Annotated in this window: 19 protein-coding genes and 2 pseudogenes; 6 read left to right on the top strand and 15 right to left on the bottom strand. The window is 65.3% G+C overall.

Annotated elements, in window-relative coordinates; all coding sequences use genetic code 11:
• Window positions 1-103 precede the first annotated feature (103 nt).
• The 5 genes from ACFSGJ_RS02525 to ACFSGJ_RS02505 all read right to left on the bottom strand — a co-directional run bounded on the left by ACFSGJ_RS02525 (window position 104) and on the right by ACFSGJ_RS02505 (window position 7,586).
• Entirely contained in the window at window positions 104-1,036 is a 933-nt protein-coding gene (locus ACFSGJ_RS02525) for a DUF389 domain-containing protein (protein WP_390259205.1), read from the bottom strand.
• A 527-nt stretch (window positions 1,037-1,563) separates the two neighbouring features.
• Complete coding sequence (gene secD, locus ACFSGJ_RS02520) at window positions 1,564-4,194, bottom strand: protein translocase subunit SecD (protein ID WP_390259203.1); 2,631 nt, start codon at window positions 4,192-4,194, stop codon at window positions 1,564-1,566.
• A gap of 881 nt (window positions 4,195-5,075) precedes the next feature.
• Entirely contained in the window at window positions 5,076-6,416 is a 1,341-nt protein-coding gene (locus ACFSGJ_RS02515; RefSeq protein WP_390259202.1) for a pyridoxal phosphate-dependent decarboxylase family protein, read from the bottom strand.
• Between the two features lie 74 nt (window positions 6,417-6,490).
• Window positions 6,491-7,093, bottom strand: coding sequence for a gamma carbonic anhydrase family protein (locus ACFSGJ_RS02510; RefSeq protein ID WP_390259200.1), 603 nt, complete (start codon window positions 7,091-7,093; stop codon window positions 6,491-6,493).
• 4 nt (window positions 7,094-7,097) lie between these two features.
• A complete protein-coding gene (locus ACFSGJ_RS02505) occupies window positions 7,098-7,586 on the bottom strand; it encodes a MarR family winged helix-turn-helix transcriptional regulator (protein ID WP_390259198.1) in 489 nt (162 codons plus the stop codon).
• Between the two features lie 611 nt (window positions 7,587-8,197).
• Here ACFSGJ_RS02505 and ACFSGJ_RS20635 point away from each other — a divergent pair.
• Window positions 8,198-8,608, top strand: coding sequence for a hypothetical protein (locus ACFSGJ_RS20635; protein ID WP_465262120.1), 411 nt, complete (start codon window positions 8,198-8,200; stop codon window positions 8,606-8,608).
• A 34-nt stretch (window positions 8,609-8,642) separates the two neighbouring features.
• Here ACFSGJ_RS20635 and ACFSGJ_RS02495 read toward each other — a convergent pair whose 3' ends face one another.
• Complete coding sequence (locus ACFSGJ_RS02495; protein WP_390259196.1) at window positions 8,643-9,344, bottom strand: VIT1/CCC1 transporter family protein; 702 nt, start codon at window positions 9,342-9,344, stop codon at window positions 8,643-8,645.
• Window positions 9,345-9,476: 132 nt separating this feature from the next.
• Window positions 9,477-10,562 (bottom strand): annotated as a pseudogene (locus tag ACFSGJ_RS02490) (HAD-IC family P-type ATPase); the annotation flags it as partial.
• Window positions 10,563-10,694: 132 nt separating this feature from the next.
• On the opposite strand from ACFSGJ_RS02490, the pseudogene ACFSGJ_RS02485 reads away from it, so the two are divergent.
• The 4 genes and pseudogenes from ACFSGJ_RS02485 to ACFSGJ_RS02470 all read left to right on the top strand — a co-directional run.
• Window positions 10,695-10,931: pseudogene (locus ACFSGJ_RS02485) on the top strand (integrase core domain-containing protein); the annotation flags it as partial.
• 29 nt (window positions 10,932-10,960) lie between these two features.
• Entirely contained in the window at window positions 10,961-11,521 is a 561-nt protein-coding gene (locus tag ACFSGJ_RS02480) for a hypothetical protein (protein WP_390259195.1), read from the top strand.
• Complete coding sequence (locus ACFSGJ_RS02475) at window positions 11,518-12,120, top strand: chromate transporter (RefSeq protein ID WP_390259193.1); 603 nt, start codon at window positions 11,518-11,520, stop codon at window positions 12,118-12,120. Before ACFSGJ_RS02480 ends, ACFSGJ_RS02475 begins: the two co-directional genes overlap by 4 nt.
• Complete coding sequence (locus ACFSGJ_RS02470; RefSeq protein WP_390259192.1) at window positions 12,117-12,638, top strand: chromate transporter; 522 nt, start codon at window positions 12,117-12,119, stop codon at window positions 12,636-12,638. Before ACFSGJ_RS02475 ends, ACFSGJ_RS02470 begins: the two co-directional genes overlap by 4 nt.
• Before the next feature lie 6 nt (window positions 12,639-12,644).
• Here the strand turns inward: ACFSGJ_RS02470 and ACFSGJ_RS02465 are convergent, their stop codons facing one another.
• The 6 genes from ACFSGJ_RS02465 to ACFSGJ_RS02440 all read right to left on the bottom strand — a co-directional run bounded on the left by ACFSGJ_RS02465 (window position 12,645) and on the right by ACFSGJ_RS02440 (window position 19,523).
• Window positions 12,645-13,100, bottom strand: a complete 456-nt coding sequence (locus tag ACFSGJ_RS02465; protein WP_390259190.1) for a GNAT family N-acetyltransferase — start codon at window positions 13,098-13,100, stop codon at window positions 12,645-12,647.
• A gap of 13 nt (window positions 13,101-13,113) precedes the next feature.
• Window positions 13,114-14,772 (bottom strand): thiamine pyrophosphate-binding protein, encoded by a 1,659-nt coding sequence (locus tag ACFSGJ_RS02460; RefSeq protein WP_390259188.1) that lies wholly within the window; start codon window positions 14,770-14,772, stop codon window positions 13,114-13,116.
• Window positions 14,773-15,012: 240 nt separating this feature from the next.
• Window positions 15,013-16,095, bottom strand: a complete 1,083-nt coding sequence (locus tag ACFSGJ_RS02455; RefSeq protein WP_390259187.1) for a Bug family tripartite tricarboxylate transporter substrate binding protein — start codon at window positions 16,093-16,095, stop codon at window positions 15,013-15,015.
• 203 nt (window positions 16,096-16,298) lie between these two features.
• Window positions 16,299-17,423: a tricarballylate utilization 4Fe-4S protein TcuB gene (gene tcuB / locus ACFSGJ_RS02450; RefSeq protein ID WP_390259185.1), complete on the bottom strand. Its 1,125-nt coding sequence runs from the start codon at window positions 17,421-17,423 to the stop codon at window positions 16,299-16,301.
• Entirely contained in the window at window positions 17,413-18,819 is a 1,407-nt protein-coding gene (tcuA, locus tag ACFSGJ_RS02445; protein ID WP_390259183.1) for an FAD-dependent tricarballylate dehydrogenase TcuA, read from the bottom strand. Before tcuA ends, tcuB begins: the two co-directional genes overlap by 11 nt.
• 29 nt (window positions 18,820-18,848) lie before the next feature.
• Complete coding sequence (locus tag ACFSGJ_RS02440) at window positions 18,849-19,523, bottom strand: GntR family transcriptional regulator (protein WP_390259181.1); 675 nt, start codon at window positions 19,521-19,523, stop codon at window positions 18,849-18,851.
• A 76-nt stretch (window positions 19,524-19,599) separates the two neighbouring features.
• Between ACFSGJ_RS02440 and ACFSGJ_RS02435 the strand changes: the two genes are divergently transcribed.
• Complete coding sequence (locus ACFSGJ_RS02435; protein ID WP_390259179.1) at window positions 19,600-20,655, top strand: AbrB family transcriptional regulator; 1,056 nt, start codon at window positions 19,600-19,602, stop codon at window positions 20,653-20,655.
• Window positions 20,656-20,672: 17 nt separating this feature from the next.
• Here ACFSGJ_RS02435 and ACFSGJ_RS02430 read toward each other — a convergent pair whose 3' ends face one another.
• Both ACFSGJ_RS02430 and ACFSGJ_RS02425 read right to left on the bottom strand, forming a co-directional pair.
• Window positions 20,673-21,734, bottom strand: coding sequence for an isocitrate/isopropylmalate dehydrogenase family protein (locus tag ACFSGJ_RS02430; protein WP_390259177.1), 1,062 nt, complete (start codon window positions 21,732-21,734; stop codon window positions 20,673-20,675).
• Window positions 21,731-22,819 (bottom strand): 4-oxalomesaconate tautomerase, encoded by a 1,089-nt coding sequence (locus tag ACFSGJ_RS02425; protein ID WP_390259176.1) that lies wholly within the window; start codon window positions 22,817-22,819, stop codon window positions 21,731-21,733. The genes ACFSGJ_RS02430 and ACFSGJ_RS02425 overlap by 4 nt, the downstream gene beginning before the upstream one ends.
• Window positions 22,820-22,828 lie beyond the last annotated feature (9 nt).

Below are 22,828 nucleotides of genomic sequence, written 5' to 3'. Positions count from 1 at the left end.
GGAACGCCCCCCGGCCGTGCTGAGCAGACAATTGTCGGTACCGAGCGCAGCGGGGGTGAAGACTGTCGATCATCTGCCGGTTTCACCGGGTCTCGCAGTGAGATTACCTGAGCCGCGATCCGATGGATGAAGCACCGCGCCGATGCAGCAACTTGCGCTTGAGCGCGAGGATCGCCCCGCCGCCGACGATCACGCAGAGCATTTCGACGACCCACCGCCCTGCGGCTCCCCACACCATATCGGGCAGACCTGTGGCAAGGCCCATCCCTATAAGGGTCATCGTCGGGATAAGGGCGAGTGCCACCATCACCCCCGTCCCCAGAACTTTCAGCCGCGACGAGACGATGATACCGCCCGCGACCCCGGCAAGCAGCGACGTGGCAACACCCGCCGGACGGGTTTCAGACCAGTACTTTGCCCAGTACCCTGCGGCCAGTTCATCCGCGCCGAGGTCATTCAGCGTCAAGGCCAGCGGCGTCACCGCCGCGGCCGTGACCGCCAGAACGAGATAGCCGTAGGCCGTGCCTTTCAGGCCCGCGGTTGCGCTGTGGCGATCGCCCAGAACGCCGAACACGGTGCGCAGCAGGGGTTCGAAACCCGGCGCAATCAGCATCGCGCCGACGACGATATGGATCGTGTCAGCCGCAATTCCAAAGGCTGCGACAGCCCCTGCAAGTGCCATCAGGGCAAGGAAGTTGAAGGAAGGGTTGGTATCCTGCCGCAACATCGCGCCGATCTCTTCCCAGATGGCGTCGTTGCCCTCTTCGTCGACAGGGCCCGACGTCTTGGCCGGGATCGTGGCATTCGGCTCGGCGATGCTGACGGCGCCCTTGTGAAGCAACCCCAGATCGCTCATCACATTGAGGATTTCGCCGCTGGTCTGGTTCGCGGCCTCAAGCGTCAGGACATCGCCTTCCGGCAGCTTCGAAGTCCCGGGCTGCAGGGTTATCCGGACGACGCCGGGAAGGTCGCTCAGGCGCTTCATCAGGGCGGCGCAGTCCTCGGCCGGGCCTGCAAAGGTAATCTGACGTGGCATTCCGCATTCCTTTCGACAGGTCAGGCGCACAACAGTCCGGGCGACGATACCCAGGGGACGGCCCCCCTGATATCGATCAGTCAGTGGTTGCGCGGCGGCGCTGTCCATCTGCCACCAGATAAAGCCCGAGAATGACAGGCCCAGCACAATATACATCGCCGACATGCGCAGGCTTTCGGCAACGCCGATTTCGTGGTCGTCCTTGTGGACGCCGAAAGGCCAGAAGCCCGATGACCAGTGTCAGAAACAGGAGCCACATCCACAGCGGCTTGCCCGGAAAGAGACGTAGAAGAATGTCCAAGATGGCGACCTCTGTTCCATGAACGCCTCGTGGTTCGCCTGAAGGACGGTGATAGGTCCGGGCTTGCCCCGACGCTTTCGATGCGCTCTGACATCACGCAAAGCTTCGCGTCAGAGAGGCCGGGCCACATTGACAAGATCGCGATCGGTTGATGAGCTTGCACCCCCTGCCGAAGAAATCCCGCGGCGAGAGGAAGGCCCCGGCCCAGGCGGGCCGGGGAATCCAATCAGGCATCGATGTTGGCGAATTTGTGGTCCATGCCGCGCCTGGTCTTTTCAGACCTGTCGATGCCAAGAAACAGAACTATGTTCTTGGCGACGTAGAGCGTGGACCAGGTCCCGAGGATCACCCCCAGTACCATCGCGAAAACGAAGCCACGGATGACATCGCCGCCGAAGATCAAGAGCACGATCAGCGCGATCAGGGTGGTCGAGGCGGTCATAAGCGTGCGGCTGAGCGTCTCGTTGGCCGACAGGTTCATCAGGTCGCGCAGCGGCATGGCCTTGTACTTCGCCAGGTTCTCTCGAAGCCTGTCGAAGATGACAACCGTGTCGTTCACCGAATAGCCCAGGATGGTCAGGAGCGCGGCCACGATCGTCAGATCGAACTTCAACCCCAAGGCCGCGAATATCCCGACCGTCACGACCACGTCATGGACGAGCGCCGCAACGGTGCCCACCGCGAACTGCCATTCGAACCGCATCCAGACATAGACAAGGATGCCTGCCGCCCCCGCGCCGACGGCGGCCAATGCCAACCAGATCAGTTCTGCCGAGACCTTCGGGCCCACCGACTCCACGGCCGTGAAGGTAACAGCTGGATCGACAGCCTGAATGGCCGCCTCGACCTGCGCCACAACCTCTGGGGGCAAGGCCTCTGCGCCTTGCTGGGCTTCGATCCGGATGGTCGCAACATGCTGATCCGCACGGAAGGCAGGATCGAACACCTCCGTGATCGAAATGTCGCCGAGCGTCAGATCCGACAGGGCCGTGCGGTAACTGCCGATATCGACGGCTTGCGTGGTCTCTGCCCGGATCGTGGTGCCGCCCTTGAAGTCGATCCCGAAGTTCAGGCCAAGCGTCGCAACCAGAAGGAGGGAAGCCATGACCGCCACGACCGAGGCGCCGAAGGTCAGCCATTGTACGCGGAAGAAGTCGATCGTCGTTTTGTCCGGCGCAAGCTTGATGAAACCCTTTAGCGTGATGGTCTTGGGTTTTTTCCACCGCATCCATGTCTCGATGATCAGCCGCGTCACATAGACGGCCGTGAACATCGAGGTCAGGATGCCGAGGCCAAGGGTGATGGCGAAGCCGCGCACCGGGCCGGACCCGACCGTGAACATGATGAGCGCGGTCAGAAGGCCGGTGATGTTGCTGTCCATGATCGCCGCTCGGGCCTTTTCGAAGCCGATCTCGAGGGCACGGCCCGCACGGCGCTCCTGCCGCAACTCCTCACGGATGCGTTCGAAGATCAGAACGTTGGCGTCCACCGCCATGCCCATCGTCAGCACGATTCCGGCAATGCCGGGCAGCGTCAGCGTCGCCCCCATGACGGACAGCGCCGCCAGAAGAAGCCCCATGTTCAGCGCCAGCGCGATATTCGCCATAATTCCGAAGCCGCCATAGCAGGCGATCATGAAGATCACGACTGCCGCCATCGCGATCAGTGCCGCGCGTTGGCCAGCCTCGATACTGTCGGCGCCAAGCTCCGGGCCGATGGTCCGTTCCTCAAGGAAGGTCATTCCCGCAGGCAAAGCGCCCGCCCGAAGCAGAACGGCCAGCTCGGTTGACTCCTCAACCGTGAACTGTCCGGTGATAATGCCCGATCCGCCCGGAATGTGACTCTGGATCACGGGGGCCGAGATCACCTCGCCATCCAGCACGATGGCAAAGGGCGCCCCGATGTTCGCTGCGGTGTAGTCGCCAAAGGCGCGCGCGCCCGGCGGATCGAAGCGGAAACTCACCGCCGGGCGGTTGTTCTGGTCAAAGGTGGGCTGCGCATCGACAAGGTTTTCGCCGCTGACCACGGGACCGCGGTCGAGGATGTAATACACGCCCGGCTCATCCGATGCGGGGAGGACCAAGTCGCCTGGGCTGCCCGCGCCGTCAGCGCTCGCGGCACGGCCAAGCACGGGGTGAAAGGTCAGCTGCGCTGTGGTGCCGATCAGCGACTTGAGTTCGGCGGCCGATCCGACGCCCGGCACCTGAATGAGGATGCGGTCCTCCCCCTGGCGCATGATCGTGGGTTCGCGGGTTCCAACCTCGTCCACGCGGCGGCGGATGATTTCCAGCGATTGCTGGATCGTGCGCGCGTCCGATGCCTGCTGTTCGGCCTCGGACAAGCGGATGGTCAGCGTAGTGCCGTCACCGGCAACCGTAATATCCGTCTGACCGATCCCCGTCATGCTGACGACCGGAGTCGCAAGGGCGCGCGTGGCGGCAAGAGCGGCTGACAGGCCGTCAGGGTTGCTGATGCTCACCCGCAACTCGCCGGCGGGCGCATCCAGCCGGCGGATGGTGCCCACCTGATCGCGCAACGCTCGCAAGGAATCGCGCACCTGCGGCCAGAGCACCTCCATCCTGGCAGCATGGACATCCTCGACATGCACCTCGGCCAGAAGATGCGCGCCACCGCGCAGATCAAGACCAAGGGCGACGAGGCTTGAGGGCAGCCATGACGGCCAACCTTCCAGATCGGTCTCGAGCGTTCCGGGCAAGACGCCGGTTTCGGCAAGGATGGCCGCGGCATCGTTGTGCCGTTCAACAGTCGGATAAAAGGCATTGGGTAGGGCGAAGAGGATTCCCCAGAGACAGACGCTCCATATCAGGAGGCGTTTCCATAAAAGGGTATGTGACATGACCTGTCCTTGACCCGGCCGTGCGCGGCGCAGACCGCGTACGTTGCCGGGAAGTAAAGCGAGCTAAGGTCGCGAACGACTTGCGCCACGCACCAAGAGTCATTGGGTGCTGGCGCGCCGGGCGCAACCACGGTGAGGCCACGCGCCACCGCGCGGGCCGGAAGCATCCCTGGTCAGGTCAAGGGGGGAGCGCGAGGCTCTGGGCGGCTGTTGTCGACCGCAAGGATCGGCGCATCAGGTGCGCAAAGCACCATGGCCAGTATGCCGGCAAGAGCTGGCACATGTTGGGCGCACGCAGAGGCAACATCGTCGGGATCGCCAGCTTGCCTGAGGTCAGGCGCACGCTGCATCTTTCCAGTAGAGGTAAGGATGGCCGGAGCATCGGCCCCCTGGACAGCTGCAAGACTGGCAGGTGCTGGCTGAAGGGATGGGCCCGACGGCCGGGCGTGGGCGGTGAGAAAGGCCAGCAGCAGAGACAAAAGCATGGCCCAGGCAAAAGATGCCCGATCCCGACTCATCCCATCTACTGCCCGCTTTGTCATGCGGCCCTTGTCGCACTGAGAGTAGAAAGAAACAACTGCACAGTCAGCCTCCCAAGTCTGTCGAAGACCGATTGGCAGCAGGATTAACAACGCGCTTCCGCCATGCGGTATAAGGATGCCCGTTGCTGTAATTGGGGTCATCCTCAGTTTGTGTGGCGCCACTATCCTGAGACTGAAAATTGAGAGGTAGCCGCCTCGTCAATCCATCCTTGCACTGCCCCGGATGACTCTGGCGAAAGTCCGCCCTTGCCCAGGAGGTATCTTGAGCACAGCTTTAACGGGCTGCATCATTATTCCTTTGATGTAGCTAAGGCCCATCTGAAGCGCAGAGCAATCGGTTTATCCTTTCGCTTTTGCCAGCGCCTCCGCAAGGCGAACGACGTCCTCATGCTGGGTGCGCCACGACGACAGGCTTATACGAAGCGCGGGGCGCCCTTGCCAGATGGTGCTGCCAAACCAGCCTGCGCCGGTATCAAGCACGGTCTGGCGGACACGTGCGGTGCATTCGTCATCGCCGCAACGCACCAGAACTTGATTGAGAAAGACCCGATTAAGAACATCGAATCCGGTTTCACGAAGTCGATCTGCCAGCCATTCCGCCTCGTTACAATGGCGGTCAACAAGCTCGGCTATACCAGAACGACCAAGCGTTCTAAGCGCCGCCCAGATCGGGATGCCGCGCGCTCGCCGCGAGAATTCCAACGTCAAGTTCTTTTGGGCATCGCCGGAAGCCGTTGCATAGACAGCATCGGCATTCATGGCCTGTGCGAGTGCGTCGGCATCGCGGCAGATGGCAACTGCACCGTCATAGGGGGTGTTCAGCCATTTGTGGCCGTCGGTTGTCCAACTATCCGCTCCTTCAACTCCTTCCGTGAGTGCCCGGCGCGACGAGGCCCGCGCCCAAAGCCCGAATGCGCCATCCACATGAACCCATGCCTTCGCCTTTCGGGCAGCCTCGATCAGCGGGACGAAAGGATCGAACTCGCCGGTGTTAACTTCGCCCGCTTGCAGGCAGATGATGGTCCGGTCATCGAGCAATGGCAGCCTGTCGGGATCGATCCGGCCATGCGCATCGACCGGCGCGGCGATCAGGCGCGCGGTTCCAAATCCAAGAAGCCTCAGCGCCTTCTTCACCGCGATGTGGACTGTTTCGGAGACGATGACCCTAATTTCGGGTGCGCCGATCAACCCGTCGCGGTCAAAATCCCACCCCTGCTGCGCCAGTAGCGAGCGGCGTGCGGCCGAAAGACAGCTCAACGTACAGGCCGTCGCGCTGGTGCCGAAACCGACCGCACTGCTGCGCGGTAGATCGAGAGCATCGAGAAGCCAGCGTCCCGCAATCTTCTCTAACGTCGCGGCGACCGGCGAGTTGTCATAGGAGGAGGCGCACTGATCCCAAGCCAGCAACAGCCGCTCTGCCGCAGCAGCAGCTGGCAAGGTCGCGCCCACCACAAAGCCAAAATAGCGCGGGCCGTTCGAGGCCGTGGTGGCCGGCGAACCATGAATGTCGAGCATCCGCAGGGTTCCAGCTGCGTCGTGCCCTTGCTCGGGCAATGCTTCTGCAAATATGGCGAGACCGTCGCGCGCCGTTTGGTCGGGAAACGGTGGATGCCCGTCGATCCTGGCGAGGTAGTCTCTCGCGCGCTTGTCCGCCTCGGCGATCAGTTCGATTTCCTGCATGCGTGTTTCTTCCATCTTTCCAGCAACCGCATACGGGTTGTGAAGACTGTCACCATCGGTGATGCTTTTCGGCGTCAGCCTATTACGGTGTCGCCGAGGTGTGATCCCAAGCTTTCGGAGAGGCGCCGGGTGACTTTTCGCATGAGATCCGGCGCGTCGCGGTCGTAGCCATAGACCCACTCCGGAAAGTTCAGCGGCTCTTGTACCGCCCAGATTGCGTCGTGTTGGTCGGCCGGCAGGATGCGGGCCGGGTCGCCGACTGCCACCCAGCCGATTGGCACCATGCTGCCGGGCGCGAGGCGGGTGCGCAGATGGACGGTTGCATGAACGCGTACCTCCGTGCCGCGGCCGAGATGCGCGCCGTGGAAAATGGCGGCGGCTGTCGCGATAAAGACCTCGTCCTCGATTGTCGCACCGATGACATGGGCGTTCGGCCCGATCAGGCAGTGATTGCCGATGGTGCAGCCGTGACGAGGATTGGCGCGGATCACTGCATTTTCCATCACGATACAGTCGCGGCCGATCTGAATGGAGCCGCCTGCTTCGCCGATCACCCGGGCCCCGTGCAGAATGCGCGCGCCGGGTCCGATGGTAACGTCGCCGCAGACGGTTGCGTCGGAGGCGATCCAGGCTGTGGGATCAATCTTGGGGCTCTTGTTGTCATGGGTGAACAGCATATGGTTATCCCTTAGCGTTGCCGTCGAGCTCGAGTTCGCTCGCGCGGGTACCGATAGGGCAGAGCGGTCCGCTGCAAGCCCTGTGATCGCAGAGGCGACAGGTTCTACGAGCGAAGGTTCGAGACCGGATTGCCGACGCGAGCAGGCGATCCAGGGATCGCTCGAACTGCACGCGTTCCGCCTTCGGCAGGATTGCCAGCAGGCGTTCCATGGCTTCCAACCGCGCTGCCTGCAGAGCAAGGGCGCTTTTTGACCCTTCGGGCGTAAGGGCCAGCGGGGCTGTCCGGCCCGATCTTCCTTCCTGCACCACGAGGCCACGTCGGATCAGGCCACCCACGACACGGACCGCGGTTGGCTGCGTGACCCCACCGATTACGGCGAGTTCTGTCGCCGTCATTGGCCCGTGATAGTGTAAAGAGAGGAGAAGTGCTGCAGCGCTACGCGAGAAGTCGCCAAACGACGTCTCGATTGCGTCGACAACGAGCAGCCCCATTACGCCAAGTTTGTTTCCGTCCAACATATGCATACGCTATGCATTTGTCCGACTGTGTCAATGGAAAGTCGCATCCGTCCGCGCCGGGCGTCGACAGCGTCGTGATCCGTTTGCCGCACGAGCTTGTGGAACGCGTCCACGAGTTCATACGCAGCGGCGACAACGGACACGGCTTCCTCTGCTTTGGCGACGCTCACCGCCTCGGAGGCGGTGAGCTTGTCGCGCGAGCGTAATCTGCCGAGCGAGCGTCCGCAGCGCGGAGCACTTGCTGGGGGCGTTGCAATATAATCTCGGCGCCTCGGCGTCGCACATTGGTCACCAAGCGCAGGCAAGCCTTCGGGCCGCGCCTGGCGCAAGATCTTGCGCACATCCGTCGTGAAAGTTGCGTTCATGACGGTCTACAAGCCGTCACCTGACTCCGTCGATGGGTACAGTTGTGATTTGAGCTCCGGCTCCCGCTGCGAGCATCCATACCATCTAGAGGTGGCCAGAAGTCAGGTCGCCACGAAGCTATGGATAGGTGGTCTACCTCGCACGCCTTGAACCGATAAGCATTGATCGATGGGGCTTTTCGGGGTGCCGATCCAGCGTATTGCCGCGTGCGGCACAGTATGCAGCAGCAATCCGCCCATAACGTTGATCAATTTTGCGCACTCTTTTCAGGCGGGATTGCCGGCAACAGCCTGCGAAGGGTCTTCTCGCGGGGGGCGATCATCGGCCACCGAGATGCCGACATCGGCGGCATGCAGGGCGGGCGCGTCGTTGATCCCGTCGCCCAAATACCCCACGGTCTCGCCCGTGCGTTGCAGGGCGCGGACGATGCGTTCCTTCTGCTGGGGGTCGATCTCGACGAAGAGGTCGGCGCGCGGTGCCAGAGCGCTTCGTCGCGCATCGCGACGATCTCCTCGCCGGTGAGCATATCTTGCGGATCAAGGCCCACTGCGCGGGTGACATGGGCGGTGACGTGGCGATTGTCGCCGCTGATGACCTTGATTGCGATGCCAAGGCCCCGGAGCGCCTAGATCGCGTCGGGGCGGTGCGCGAGGTGGGTCCCCGTCACGCGACCACCCCGAACAGCGCACCGATTCCGGCGGTCAATGCCATGGCCAGCGCGCCCCAGAAGGTCACGCGCAGGGTCGCCCTGGCCAGGTTCGCGCCACCCGCACGGGCACCGACCGCGCCGAGAAGCGCGAGAAACAGCAGCGACGCCATCGAGACGCCGACCACCAGAATCGCCGTGGGCAGCAGCAGCACCATCAGGAGCGGCAGTGCCGCGCCCACCGCAAAGGTCGCAGCCGACGTCAGCGCCGCCTGGATGGGGCGCGCCGTCGTGACTTCGGAGATACCCAATTCGTCGCGTGCATGGGCCCCCAGCGCATCCTTGGACATCAACTGATCGGCCACCTGATACGCCAGTTCGGGCGACACGCCCCGGTCGATGTAGATGTGCGCCAGTTCCTCGCGCTCGGCCTCGGGCTGGGTGGCCAGCTCTGCACGCTCACGCGCAAGGTCGGCCTGTTCGGTGTCTGATTGCGAACTGACCGAGACATATTCTCCGGCGGCCATCGACATTGCCCCGGCCACAAGCCCCGCCATCCCCGCGATCATCACCTCGGGCCGCCCCGATCCCGCAGCTGCGACCCCGACGATCAGGCTGGCCGTCGAGACGATCCCGTCATTGGCGCCAAGGACCGCCGCCCGAAGCCAGCCTATGCGCGAAACGAGATGGGATTCTGGGTGGGCATGGAGGCGCGGCATCGCATCTTCCCGGACAATCTCGCCTTTATCTTACCGCTGATCCTCGAGTCAAAATAGGTGCAAAACTGAAACGACAGGCAACACGAAGCCTGGAATGGCGACACTGTTCTGCGAACGGCTATGATCCATCGCTCATCCTGCCAGTTCCCGGCGCTGGCCTGTTCCTGTCGTGCGTGTTTCGGAACCCGCCCTGTCGAATGTGACCCCCTGTGAGGCGATCCGCAGGGCGCGCAGAGCGTTCAGGATGACGGCCACGTCGATGACCTCCTGGAGCAGCGCCCCCTGAACAGGTGTCAAGTATCCAAAGGCCGCCACCATCATGCCGAGAACGGACAGGCTTATGCCCGCGATCACGCTTTCCATCGCGATCCGGCGCGACCGGTGAGCAATCTCGATGCCCGGCGCGATGCGATCCACGTGGTCCCCCAGCAGCACGACATCGGCGGCCTCGGCGCTGGCCGCCGCCCCACGGGCACCCATGGCGACGCCGACATCGGCCGCGGCCAGAGCTGGCGCGTCATTTACGCCGTCGCCCACCATCATCACCGGGCCGTTCCGGTGTTCCTTCAGGACCAGCAGCACCTTCTGGCCCGGCGTCAGGCCGGCGTGAACTTCGTCCAGGCCAAGACCCCGGGTTACTCGGTCTGCGACCTCGGCACGGTCGCCCGTAGCCAGCAGGATACGCGAAATTCCCTGCCACCGCAGGCGCGCCAACATTTCGTTCGCACCCTCGCGGAGAGGATCGGACATCACGAGGTGACCGGCCATGCGGCCATCGACCGCCACGGCCACCGTGACTGACCCCGCCGCCAGCCCTGTGTGATCGCCCGCTGCGCGGCCCACGCGGGCCGAAACGAAGCCATCGCCTCCTACAATCACTTGGTGGCCGTCGATGAAGCCCGTGACGCCTTCGCCCGGGCTTTCGGCCACATTCTCGGGGATTGACAGGGCAATGCCCCGGTCCTTTGCCGCCGCGACGATGGTCTGCGCTACGGGGTGCTTCGACACCTGATCGAGTGCCGCTGCATAACGCAGGATCCCATCTGCCCCCATCCCGCCGTAGCTGCGGATTCCGACGATCTGCGGGCGACCGTCCGTCAGCGTGCCGGTTTTGTCCAGGATCAGCGTGCGGGTGCGCGCCATTGCCTCGAGCGGCTTGGCACCTTTGACCAGAATCCCGAAATGCGCCGCGCGTGACAGGCCCGCGACCAGCGCCAGTGCAGGTTGTTTCCCTGTCGGTCAGAAGTCGAATAGCTTGTCTTGCCTGAGCCTGTTTCGCGCGACTCAAGCGACAACAGGGTCACCTAAGATTCTGAGCCCCAAAGAGTGGCCGCCCCGATCGAACGCCGCGGCAAGTCAATGCAGAAGGGCATCGTGGATAGCTTCAACGGCAGGATGCAGGACGCGTTTCCGAAGGAGACCCTGTCCCGCAACCTCGCCCATCTCCGCAAGCGGGCTGCGGCTCGGGTCACCGACTACAGCACCGCGCTGCCCGCTGCACGCGATGAGAGTTCTGCGCGTCGGGTGATTGCTCAACCCAAGCCGAAAGGCGTAAACACATACGGGGTTCCGGTCGCCACCGGATGAAAGAACCGTGGCAGGTCAGGCAGAAGAAGATGAATATCAGGACGAACTTCGAAAATTTTGCCTGCAGCCTGGAGATCGATTCCGTAGAGGCAGCGCCGATGGACGTTCCACGCACCATCCGGATTACCCGCATCACGCCTCCGGCCGTCATCGCCGCGGCGATTGCAATCGACGCCCGTCCTGCGAACGACAGCCTGTTCGATGACGTGATTGCGATTGCCAAGCATATGCATTGGCCGATCCGCAATGCCGAGCGGAACCCGCGGTCGCCGGAAGGTCGTAGTCGGGCGCAGTGCCCGGACTTCGTTACGAACCGCTGGCCGGACCGGAGGAGCGATCAGCCGATCTGGGCCGCGGATCTTGTGACGCCCAGTGAGCGCCTCGTAGATCCAATGCGCGTTGGCTTCGATCCTGCTGGGGTCATCCAATCGAAATCGGACGATCTGTCCGGCGGAAAAGCCGGCGAGACCGCGCCGCAGGCCTGTCATCGCGCGCAGACCGTCCAGGTCGAACATGGTGTGCCCGGCATGACATCGGAGGAACAATCCCGGCCGGCCTTACTGACCCGAGACGGGGGCACCCCCGCGTGACGGCCGCGCCAGATCCGCAGGCAGGTGCCCCGCCGCCCACCGGCCCCGCTCCGCTGGACCGGCGCGGCATCGCGGCGCCTGCGCTTTTCCGGTGTTTCGGCGTGATCGGGCTTCTGGGCTTTGGCGGCGTCCTGCCGGTGGCCATGCATGAGCTGATGGAGCGCCGCCGCTGGCTGAGCGCGCCCGAGTTCACCGAGATCCTGTCGCTGTGCCAGGTCCTGCCGGGGCCGAACATCGTCAACTTCTCGGTCATCTTCGGGATGCGCTGTGCCGGCATGGCCGGGGCGCTGGCGGCGGTGACGGGGCTGATGGGGGCGCCGGTCGTCATCGTGCTGGCACTGGGGGCGCTTTACGCAGGCTTTGCCGAACTGCCGGTGGTGCAGGATGTGGTGCGGCCGGTCGCGGCAGCGGCGGCAGGGCTGGTCTGCGCGGTGGCGGCGCGGCTGTTCTTTCCGGTGCGCCGACAGTGGCGGGCGCTGGTCATCATTGCGGTGGTCGTGCTGGCCGTCGCGGTGCTGCGGCTGCCGCTGATCTGGGTGCTGCCGGTTCTTGCGCCCTTGGGCATCGCGCTGATGGCCGGGGCGGGGCACGCAGGATGATGGACCCGCTGATCGCGCTCTGTCTCACGCTGATGGGCCAGTCGCTGCTGGCGGTGGGTGGCCTTTATGTCGTTCTGGGCGATCTGCAGCGCGTGGTGGTCGGCAACGGCTGGCTGGGCGGGGCCGAGTTTTCGGCGCTGTTCGCGCTGGCGCAGGTGGCGCCGGGGCCGAACACGATCTTCGTCACGCTGATCGGCTGGCGCATGGGCGGGCTTGGCGGGGCGCTGGCGGCGACGGCGGCCTTCATGGTGCTGCCGCTGACCATCGCGGCGGCGGCGGGCCGGCTCTGGACACGCTGGGGCGAACGGCGCTGGTTCCTGACCCTGCGCGCGGGCCTTGTGCCGCTGACCATCGGCTTGATGATTTCAAGCGCCTGGCTTCTGACCGATGCGGCCGCGCAGGGCTGGGCGGGCTATGCTGTGGTGGCGGCGGCGGCTGCGGCCTCGCTCTGGCTGCGGATGCATCCGGTTGCGATCCTGGGCTGCGCGGCGCTTCTGGGCCTTCTGGGGATCATCTGACCGCGATCACAGCGTCAGCTTGTAGCCCAGATGGGTGGCGCTGAAGCCCAGCCCTTCATAGAAGCGGTGGGCATCGGTGCGGCTCTGGTCGGTGGTCAACTGGACCAGGGCGCAGCCGCGCGCCCGGCATTCATCGACCGCATGGCCGATCAGCCGGGCGCCAAGGCCCCGGCCGCGGGCGGTGCTGGCCACCCGCACGCCTTCGATCTGGCCACGCCACGCGCCCCGGCGCGACAGGCCCGGCAGAAAGCTGAGCTGCAGCGTCCCGAGGATCGCCTCGCCCTCGGTCATCACCAGCAGCATCTGGTTCGGATCGCGGCTGATCGCCTCGAAGGCGGCCAGATAGGGGCCGGTTTCTGCCTGCGCCGGATCTTCGCGCGCGGCGCCAAGCGCGTCATCGGCCAGAAGCCCGACGATGGCGCGCAGATCCGCGCGCCGGGCGATGCGAAAGCTGACTTCCATGCGAAGCTCCCCCTCAATGAGCCCTGGGCGGATGCGCGCGGCGCATCACCGGCGAGGTCACATCATCGTCGATATGAAAGTCAAGCACCATGCCCCGCCGCGTTTCGGCAAAGCGGGCGATCTGCGCCTCGAGCCCGGCAAGGTCGGTCACCACGGCGCCGTCAAGGCCAAAGCCGCGCGCCACGGCGCCCAGATCGCCCCGGCCAAAGACCGCGCCCACATCGGGCAGGCCATCGGCCCGCAGCTTGTGGATCTCCGAGCCATAGGCGCCGTCGTTCAGCAGGCACAGAAGGATCGGCAGGCCGTGGCGCCGCACGGTTTCCAGTTCCTGCGCATGCATCAGAAAGCCGCCATCGCCGTCGAACAGCACCACCGGCCGCCCGGGCTTTGCCGCGGCGACGCCGATCGCATAGGACAGGCCGTTGCCGATCGCGCCGAATTCGCGGATCGTGTGGAAATGTTCGGCGGGGCGGCCGCGCATCTGGGCCGCGAAATACGAACAATGCCCCGAGGCGTTCACCATCTCCCAGTCACGCGGCAGGATCGCGTCGAGCCGGCGGATCACCGCGCGCGGGTCCAGCAGGCCGGGCCGGGCCGGAAAGGGCGTCGCATCGGCGGGGGCGGTCTGCAGGCGTTCGGCCAGCGCCGCGCTGCGGAATCCGGGCGTGGCGGGGGCTTCGGGCAGGGCGGCCAGCAGCGCCTCGACCCCGGCGCGGGCATCGGCCTGCAGGTAAAGATCCGCGACCCGGCGCCCCTGGTTGAAGCCGATGGGCCGGCTGTCGATCTGCACCACCCGGGCCTCTGGCCAGAGCTTGCCACCATCGGCGGTGTGATGGGTGACGCTGGCCCCCACCGCAAGCACCAGATCGGCTTCGGCAAAGGCCGCGCGAGCGGTGTCGCTGGAAAAGCCGCCGGCGACGCCCAGGTCGAACGGATGGTCATGAAACAGCCCGCGCACGGGCAGGGTGGCGGCCAGAAGCCCGCCGCAGCGATCGGCCAGTGCCACGCAGGCCGCCGCCGCATCTGCCGCCTTGGCACCGCGCCCGGCCACGACGATGACCCGGCTTGCCGCCGCCACGGCGCGGGCGACTTCGGCAAGCTGCGCGGGATCGGGCTGCATCCTGCCCAGCTTCGGCAGAAGCGTTGTCGAGGGTTGATAGGGTTTCACATCCGGGGCGGGCTGGGCCTGAAGGTCGAAGGGCACGCCGATCACCACCGGCCGGCGTTCCTGCCGGGCGATGAAGAAGGCCTCGCGCACCTGATCGGCCATTCGGGCCGGCGCAATCGCGCGGATATAGGTGGCACCAGTCGCAGTGACGAAAGGCGCCTGGTCGATTTCTTGATTATACCAGGCTTGGCGCAACGGCGCCTCGCCGGCAAAGACGACCAGCGGCAGATGCGCGCGCACGGCCGTGGCCAGCGCGGTCATGATCTGCGTCAGCCCCGGGCCGCAGGTGACCGAGGCGACCCCCACCGCCTCGCCGGCATTGGCCGCGGCCATTGCCATCGACACGGCGCAATGTTCGTGCCGCGCGTGGATCAGCCGACAGCCCAACCCCTCGAGCGCGGTGGCCCAGTGCATGTTGCCGTCGCCCAGCAGCGTGAACAGAAGCCGGGTGTCTTCGGCGTGAAAGGCATCGGCCAGCATGTCGTAGATCCTGGGGTCGGTCATCGGTTGTCCTTTTGGGTTGGCGCCCGCCCCCGGGCGCATCGTCGGTTCCGGGCCTGCCTGCCGGATGGTCACGCTGGCCCACGCTGTGGCGGGTCGCGCGTGGCCGGACAGCACCGGAACTGTGGCGCCGCAGGTAGCTGCTGCCCGCGGCAGGCGCGCAAGCGGCAAGACAGGGGGTCGTGGTGCCCGTCGGTTCCCCGCGTGAAAGCTGGTCCGGGCGCGAATGCCCGGACCGTTCGTTCAGAACCGTACGTCGTATTCGTCGGCAAGATAGGTCTGCAGCCAGTCGCGGGCCTCGTCGGGCATGGTCGTGGCAAGCTCGTAAAGCCGCACCGCCGCGTCACCGACCGCCATCTGGTATTCGCCCAGAACTTCGCCCTTGTTCTCCTGGAACTCGGGATCCTCGATCATCTCGGCGAAGGCCTGGCGGTAGGTCTCGATGATCTCGGGCGGGGTGCCCTGCGGGATGACCACCGGCTTCTGCGCCGCAAAGCCCGAACCGAACACGGCCTTGTAGACGTCGAAGATGATGCCCGAAGGCGGTTCGCCATGCATCATCTCATAGGCTTCGACGAAATGCGGGATATCGGGGAAGGTGGGATCGCGCGCAAAATCGCCGTTCTCGTCGATCACCCCCCAGGAGAACATCGGCACCGCCTTGCCCTCTTCGACCAGCGGCACGACATTGGTCAGATAGGCGCTGCTGGTCTGGTAATCGATCGTCGCCTCGCCGCGTTCGAAGGCCAGACGGCCATCCGAACGGCCGGGCATCCCGAAGACATAGCGGACATCAAGGCCCATAAGCTCGAACGCGATCATCGGCACGAGATCAAGCGAGGTCGGCCCCTGGCTGCCATAGACAAGTTCGGTGCCTTCGAGCTGCTTCAGTTCCGAGGCATCGTTCACGCCGAAGCTGGTGGGCAGGTAGACCACGCCGCCTGTGGGCGCGACCATCAGCGGCTCCCACTTGGTATAGTCGTACCGCGCACGCGGGTCGCCCAGCAGATAGGGGAACTGCGTCGAGGCCGAGGTTATCAGGATTTCCTCGCCATTCGGGCGGGCGCGCGCGGCGAACTCGTTCGCTCCGGTGATCGAGCCTGCACCGGGGATGTTGCGGATCACGACCGTGGGATTGCCGGGCATGTATTTCGTCAGATAGGGCAGCATGTAGCGCGCCACGGTGCCGCTGCCGCCGCCCTCGGGGAAGGGCACGACCCATTCGATCGTCTTGCCGGAAAAATCGACGTCCTGGGCGCTGGCGGTGCCGGCCAGGGCGGCAAGCAGCGCGGCGCCGATCAGGCGTGCCGTCTTGTGAAATGTCATGGGGTTTCCTCCTCAGAACCGTGCCCGGCCGTCCGGCAGGGCATTCGGAAGGATGGCAGGTTCTGCTGCGCAAACGGAATAGAAAGGCAGCCGCCCACCATAAGTTTTTGTTAGAGCCCCCATGGAGACATGCGCATGGGCCGACAGCCCCGACGGGCTGCCGGCCATATCGCTTTCAACGGGTGCAACCCGATCAAATCCAATCAGGGATTGCGGCGCTGTTCCTCGGCGATCAGGGCCGTCAGGCGGAAGAAGCCGTGCACCATCTTGCTGAATGGCATAAGCAGGAAGAAGGCCAGCACCGCGCCAAGGTGGATCGCCAGCAGCGCAGGCACAAGCGCCGTGCCGGTCGCGGCATAAAGCGCGAGGCCGGTGGCCGAGACGAAGCACAAGAGCAGGATGAAGGCCATCTCGCCGCCCCAGACGCGGGGCGCGCCAAGGGTCGGGTCAGCCTTGGCCTTGAGATGGGCAAGACCGAGCGTGCCGATCACCAGCAGGATGCCACCCGGCACACCCAGAAGTTTCGGCAGGCTGAAAAAGCCATAGGGCGCCGGCTGGTCGAAGACATAATGCAGGACCGTCGCGCTTGACGTCGAGGCGAAGGCAAGCAGGAAGCCATACATCGTCGCCTGGTGGAACCAGCGCCGCCGGTCGGAATAGCGGTCGCCCTCTTCGAAGTTGCAGCCCTGACCCTGACCGCCGTTGAGGTTGCGCATGTAGCTCGCCTGGCCGATCGCGCCCCAGAGATGGCGCGGGCGGAAGCGACCCGCCCCGGTTTCCCGCCAATAGCGTCGCAGGCCGACAGCAACCCCCACCAGCGGCAGCAGGAAGGCGGGCGCAAAGATCGCGACCATGGCGTTATGCGCAAGATAAGCATAGAAACCCGCGCCTTCGTCGGGGCGCAGCGCCGAGACGGCCCAGAAAAGCGCCGCCAGCCCGACGACCAGCAGCGCCGCGATCCGCACGCCATGTTCGTGAAAGGCGCGGGCGAGGGGGCGCGGCCAGACCAGCCGTTCCCAGCTGTCCTGGCGCACCTCGTTCAGCGCGGCAGGCAGGTTCAGCGCGAATTCATGCGGCGCCGTATACTGGCAGGAGTAATAGCAGCCCCGGCAGTTGTGGCAGAGGTTCGCAAGCTGGGTGATATCCCCGTCCGCAAACGCCTTTTGCCGGTTGATCGCCGGAAAGACGGTGCAGAAGCCTTCGCAATAGCGGCAGGCGTTGCAGATCTCGACCTGGCGGCGGGCTTCCTGAATCAGCTCGGCGGTGCCCGGGCGGGCGGTGCTTGCGCCGGGGGTGTCCCGATCCGGTATGCGGAGTTCAACTGACATGGGCCGCGGCCTCCCGTCCTGCGATGCGTCCGAAGACGGTTCCGATGGTCATGCCGAAACCGGCAAGATAGCCTTGGCCGAGGATCGAGCCCGCCATCATCTCCCCTGCCGCCCAGACGTTCCTCAGCGGCCCGTCGGGCGTGTGAACCTGCGCCTTGTCGGAAACCTTGAGCCCCAGATAGGTGAAGGTCACGCCGGGGCGCAGCTGGTAGCCATAGAAGGGCGGCGTGTCGATGGGGCGCGCCCAGTTCGTCTTGGCGGGGGTGAGCCCTTCGGTCGCGGTGCCGTCAAGCTCGAACGGCTTGAAGTCGTTCGGGCGGCAGGCGGCGTTGAACTCGGCCACCGTTTGGGCGAGTTTCGCGCCATCAAGGCCCATCTGCGCCCCCAGTTCCTCGATCGTGTCGGCCTTGTTCGGGGGAAAGACCGAGGGCATGAAGAGGTCGATCGACTTGGCGTCGATGATCGCATAGCCCACCTGATCGGGCTGCGCGGCGACCAGCCGGCCCCAGATCGCATAGCGTTTGGGCCAGACGTCCTCGCCCTCGTCATAGAACCGGTCGCCGTCGCGGTTCACGACGATGGAGAAGGGGACGCAATCGAGCCGCGTGACGATGCCGCCGTCGAATTTCGGGGCGCGCCCGTCGATGGCGACCGCGTGGCACTGGGTCGGGTCGCCCACCGTGTCGCAGCCCTGGTCGATCATGTCCTTGAGCACGACGCCCCGGTTATAGGGCGTGCCGCGGATCAGGAAGTTCGCCGCCGCCGGCCCCCAGGCGCGGGTCAGCCACTCGATATCCGACTGGAACCCGCCAGAGGCGAGGACGACCGCCTTGCCCTCGATCCGCTGCGACTGGCCGCCGATGGTCACGTCCAGATGGGTGAAACGGTCGCCTTCCAGATGAACATGGGTCACCTGCGCCTCATAGGCGACTGTCACCCCCAGATCGGCGGCGGTGTTGTAATAGGCATTCACGAGCGACTTGCCGCCGCCCAGAAAGAACGCGTTGGTGCGCGACAGCGACAGGGTGCCGGAGAGCGAGGGCTGGAAGCGGACGCCATGCGCCTCCATCCAGGGCAGGCATTCCTCGGAACTGCGGATGGCGAGCCGGGCGAGATGCTCGTCGGTCTTGCCCTCGGTCACCAGCATGAGGTCGTGGAAATATTCCTCTTCCTCATAACTGCCGGTCAGGACCGACAGCGGCCCTTGATGCATGCAGCGGAAATTCCGGGTGTGACGGCTGTTGCCGCCACGATAGGGTTCCGGCGCGCCTTCCAGGATCAGGACGCGGGCGCCGGCCTCGGCGGCTGTAATGGAGGCGCAGAGGGCCGCATTGCCGCCGCCGACAACAAGGATATCCCAGGGCCCTTTCAGATCGGGGGGCGATGACTGGCTCATGGCTTGCTCCGTTCTCGGTCAGGCGGTCGTCAAAGATCTTCGACAGGGCGTTCGCGCTGGCGTAGCACCCGGATGCGGGCGCGATGCGCCCCGGCCAGATGGTTGCGCATCAGGGCTTCGGCCGCGTCGCCGTCCCGCGCCTCCAGCGCATCGAGGATCGCATAGTGTTCCTTGACCGCCTCGGCGGCGCGGTCAGGCGCGATCAGGGTTGTCGGCCCGAGGATCATCATCGTTTTCTGCAGCCCGCTGATCGCGCGGATCAGAAACCGGTTCTTGGCCGCATCGAACAGCGTCAGGTGAAACTGGCGGTTAAGCTCGTAAAGGCGGGCGGCCTCACTGGTCTGGGCAAGTTCCTCGTTCAGCGTCCGCAGCTCCGCCAGCTCGATCATCGAGGCCGCCTGCGCCGCCATCCGCGCTGCCGTTCCTTCCAGAACGACGCGCATTTCGTAAAGCTCCATGATCTCGGGGTAATCGAGCGTGCGGATCGTTGCGCCTTGCCGCGGCAGATGCACGACCAGCCCATCAGCCTCAAGCTGGCGGATCGCCTCGCGGATCGGGGTCCGGCTCATGCTGAAGCGTTCGGCAAGGTCGGTTTCCCGCAGCCGGGTGCCCGGGGCAAGCGCGCCCCAGCGGATTTCTTCCAGCAGACGCCGATAGGCGCCAGTTCCTTGTGATGAGCCGGTGGCAGCTTCTTCGGAAGCCATGTACAACTTTCCCAGGTTGAAACTTGTGTCCGGTTGTATACAGGTGGATACAAAGTTGTCAACGGAGGAGAATGACGTGAATTTTCTCACCCGCCGCCGGGTCATCACCTTTGCCGTTGCCGGAGCAGGAACCGCGCTTTTCGCCCTGCTGGGCCTGCCGTTGCCGTTCCTGTTCGGGCCGATGACGGCCTGTCTTGTCGCGGCGCTGGCCGGGTTGCGCCTGCAGGGGGCCGGGCAGGTCTCGGTGGCGGCGCGCACGATCCTCGGCGTCGCGGTGGGGGCCTCGGTCACGCCGGAGCTGCTGGGCCAGTTGCCGCAGATGGCCGGCACCATCGCACTGGTGCCCCTTTATATCGCGCTGATCGGGCTGGTGGGCGTGCCGTTCTTCCGCAGGGTCTGCGGGCTTGATCCTGTCACCTCCTATTACGCGGCGATGCCCGGGGGGCTGCAGGACATGGTGATCTTCGGGCAAGAGGCGGGCGGCGATGTGCGGGCGCTGTCGCTGATCCATGCGACGCGGGTGCTGATCATCGTGACGATCGTGCCGCTGATCCTGTCGGCCTTCTATGGGGTCGGGCTGACCAACCCGATCGGAGCCCCGGTGGCCGAGACACCCATCAAGGAAATCGCCTTCATGGTCATCGCGGCGCTGGTGGGCTGGAAGGGGGGCGAGAAGATCGGGCTCTTCGGCGCCTCGATCCTGGGACCGATGATCGTCACAGCAATCCTGTCGCTGGCCGATGTGATCCATGTCCGCCCGCCGGCCGAGGCGATCCTTACGGCGCAGTTCTTCATCGGCATGGGGATCGGCATCTATTACGTCGGGATCACCCTGCGCGAGTTGCGCAACATCGTCGCGGCCGGCGTGGCCTTCGTGCTGCTGCTGGCCGTGCTGACGGCGATCTTTACCGAAGCCGTTGTGCTGACCGGCCTTGGCCCGCCGGTCGAGTCCTTCCTTGCCTTCGCGCCGGGGGGGCAGGCGGAAATGACGGTGCTCGCCATCGTCGCGGGGGCCGATCTGGGCTTTGTGATCGTACACCACCTGACGCGGATCATTCTGGTCATCACAGGGGCGCCGGTCGTGGCGCGGCTGATCCTGAAACGCGAAAAGGACCCCGGAGGGGGTCCCTGATCCGTTCTTCGCGCGGTTCAGACGCCCAATTGCGCCGCGACTGCGCGGCCAAAGGCCTCCGTGCCCACGGGGCCGCCCAGATCGCCTGTCCGGGTGGCAGCGTCCGCAAGTGCCGCATCGACCGCCGCTTCGATCGCCCCCGCGGCCGCGACAAAGGGCGCAGCATCATGCCGCATCCCGTGCCAGCGCAGCAGCATCGCCGCCGACAGGATCATCGAGGTCGGGTTCGCGCGGTCCTGCCCGGCGATATCCGGCGCCGATCCGTGCTGCGCCTGCGCCGCCGCCAGATCCTTGCCGGCATTGAGCGATCCGGCCAGCCCCAGTCCGCCAGACAGTTCGGAGGCGAGGTCCGACAGGATGTCGCCATAGGAATTGGTGGTGCAGATCACGTCATAGCGCGACGGATCGCGCACCAGATAGGCCGCCATCGCATCGACCAGAACCTCTTCCAGCGTCACGTCGGGATATTCGCGGGCGATGTCGCGCACGGCCTCCAGGAACAGCCCGTCGGTCAGGCGGAAGGCGTTGGCCTTGTGAACCGCGGTCACGCGCCCCCGGCGGGTCCGGGCAAGATCGAAGCTGTCGCGCGCGATCCGCTCGATCGCCCCACGCGTTACCTTGCGCAGCGACAGGGCCACATCGGGGGTCGGCATGAACTCCCCCGATCCGGCGACCATGTTGCGGTCGGGATACATGCCTTCGGTCGCCTCGCGCATGATGACAAGGTCCATCTCGCCGCCGCGATGGGGCAGGCCGGGCCGGGTGCGCGCGGGGCGGATATTGGCGTAAAGATCGAGCCCCACCCGGAACGCCGCGGAAAAATTCACGCCGCCCTGTTCCTTGGGCGGGTATTCGAGGTTCGACATCGGCCCCAGCAGCACACCGTCATGGGCGCGCGCGGTATCCAGCATGTCGGGCGGCAGGGTGGAACCGCATTCAGCCAGCGCCGCCAACCCGATGTTGCGGTGCGTCTGGATCAGCCCCAGCCCATGCGCCCGGTCGGCGGCGGTCAGAACATCCAGCGTGGCGGCCATGATTTCGGGGCCGATACCATCGCCCTGCAGGACCAGCAGTTTCATGCCAGCACCGCGCCCGGCACAAAGACCTCACCGGCCATCAGCTTGCGCGCGGTGCGGATCACGCCGGCGCTGACGACATCCATGCCCGTGCCGCTGCCCGAGGTGGTCAGCGCGACCTCCAGCACCCCGGCGGGATGTTCGATCACCACCATGCGGTCGTCGCCCTCGGGCCGCTGCGCCAGACCGTCCGAGACCGACCCTTCCAGCACCGCGACCGAGGCGATGCAGGTGCCGCCCGTCACCGCCATGGCGGCATGGGTCTTGTCGGGCACGAAGTAGCGCGCGCTGATGTTGCCCCCGTCGCGTGGGGCCGAAAGGATCGCGACCTTGGGGATGACCTTGCCCGTCACGTCCCCCAGCCCCATGCGGCGACCGGCCTCAAGCCGCAGCGACTCCAGCCGGGCAAAGAACGCGGTGTCGGCGTTAAGTTCGGCCGGGGTTTCATAGCCGGTCTTGCCCAGATCGGCGGCGCGGATCATCATCATCGGCACGGATACGTCGACCAGCGTCACCTCGACGCCGTCGATTTCTTCGCGCACCTTGCCGGTGGGCAGCAGCGCACCGGTCTTGGACCCGGTGATGTCCATGAAGTTGAGCCGCACCGGCGCCGCCGTCCCCGGCACCCCGGCGATTTCGGCGTCGCCGTCATAGACGACCTTGCCGTCGCGAGTCTGCACCACCGCCTCGATCCGGCTGCCGGTATTGGCCTCATAGATCCGCACCCGCGTTTCGCTGCCGGTGGCCGCGACCATCCCGCTTTCGATTGCAAAGGGCCCCACGCCCGACAGCATGTTGCCGCAAGAGGGGTTCGTATCGACAAAGGCCTTGTCGATCAGCACCTGCGCAAAGTGGTAGTCCACATCGGCATCATCCCGTTCCGAAGGGGCGACCATGGCGACCTTGCTGGTCAGCGGATCGGCCCCGCCCAACCCGTCGATCTGGCGCGCATCGGGCGACCCCATGGCGGCAAGCAGCACGCGGGCGCGGGCCTCCTTGTCGGCGGGAAGATCGGACAGGCGGAAATAAGGCCCCTTGGAGGAGCCCCCCCGCATCACGATGCAGGGGATGGCGATCTGATCTGTCATATCGGTTCC

It is taken from the genome of Halodurantibacterium flavum, assembly GCF_042681825.1.
Lineage (GTDB): Bacteria > Pseudomonadota > Alphaproteobacteria > Rhodobacterales > Rhodobacteraceae > Halodurantibacterium > Halodurantibacterium flavum.
The sequence above is the reverse complement of the archived record's forward strand: the minus strand, read 5'-3'. Positions and strand labels throughout refer to the sequence as shown.

What these genes read in the sequence shown, in the direction of transcription:
- ACFSGJ_RS02525 (WP_390259205.1), bottom strand. Translation starts at nt 1,036, where the DNA reads ATGCCACGTCAGATTACCTTTGCAGGCCCGGCCGAGGACTGCGCCGCC.
- secD (WP_390259203.1), bottom strand. Translation starts at nt 4,194, where the DNA reads ATGTCACATACCCTTTTATGGAAACGCCTCCTGATATGGAGCGTCTGT.
- ACFSGJ_RS02515 (WP_390259202.1), bottom strand. Translation starts at nt 6,416, where the DNA reads ATGCAGGAAATCGAACTGATCGCCGAGGCGGACAAGCGCGCGAGAGAC.
- ACFSGJ_RS02510 (WP_390259200.1), bottom strand. Translation starts at nt 7,093, where the DNA reads ATGCTGTTCACCCATGACAACAAGAGCCCCAAGATTGATCCCACAGCC.
- ACFSGJ_RS02505 (WP_390259198.1), bottom strand. Translation starts at nt 7,586, where the DNA reads ATGGGGCTGCTCGTTGTCGACGCAATCGAGACGTCGTTTGGCGACTTC.
- ACFSGJ_RS20635 (WP_465262120.1), top strand. Translation starts at nt 8,198, where the DNA reads ATGCAGCAGCAATCCGCCCATAACGTTGATCAATTTTGCGCACTCTTT.
- ACFSGJ_RS02495 (WP_390259196.1), bottom strand. Translation starts at nt 9,344, where the DNA reads ATGCCGCGCCTCCATGCCCACCCAGAATCCCATCTCGTTTCGCGCATA.
- ACFSGJ_RS02480 (WP_390259195.1), top strand. Translation starts at nt 10,961, where the DNA reads ATGAATATCAGGACGAACTTCGAAAATTTTGCCTGCAGCCTGGAGATC.
- ACFSGJ_RS02470 (WP_390259192.1), top strand. Translation starts at nt 12,117, where the DNA reads ATGATGGACCCGCTGATCGCGCTCTGTCTCACGCTGATGGGCCAGTCG.
- ACFSGJ_RS02465 (WP_390259190.1), bottom strand. Translation starts at nt 13,100, where the DNA reads ATGGAAGTCAGCTTTCGCATCGCCCGGCGCGCGGATCTGCGCGCCATC.
- ACFSGJ_RS02460 (WP_390259188.1), bottom strand. Translation starts at nt 14,772, where the DNA reads ATGACCGACCCCAGGATCTACGACATGCTGGCCGATGCCTTTCACGCC.
- ACFSGJ_RS02455 (WP_390259187.1), bottom strand. Translation starts at nt 16,095, where the DNA reads ATGACATTTCACAAGACGGCACGCCTGATCGGCGCCGCGCTGCTTGCC.
- tcuB (WP_390259185.1), bottom strand. Translation starts at nt 17,423, where the DNA reads ATGTCAGTTGAACTCCGCATACCGGATCGGGACACCCCCGGCGCAAGC.
- tcuA (WP_390259183.1), bottom strand. Translation starts at nt 18,819, where the DNA reads ATGAGCCAGTCATCGCCCCCCGATCTGAAAGGGCCCTGGGATATCCTT.
- ACFSGJ_RS02440 (WP_390259181.1), bottom strand. Translation starts at nt 19,523, where the DNA reads ATGGCTTCCGAAGAAGCTGCCACCGGCTCATCACAAGGAACTGGCGCC.
- ACFSGJ_RS02430 (WP_390259177.1), bottom strand. Translation starts at nt 21,734, where the DNA reads ATGAAACTGCTGGTCCTGCAGGGCGATGGTATCGGCCCCGAAATCATG.
- ACFSGJ_RS02425 (WP_390259176.1), bottom strand. Translation starts at nt 22,819, where the DNA reads ATGACAGATCAGATCGCCATCCCCTGCATCGTGATGCGGGGGGGCTCC.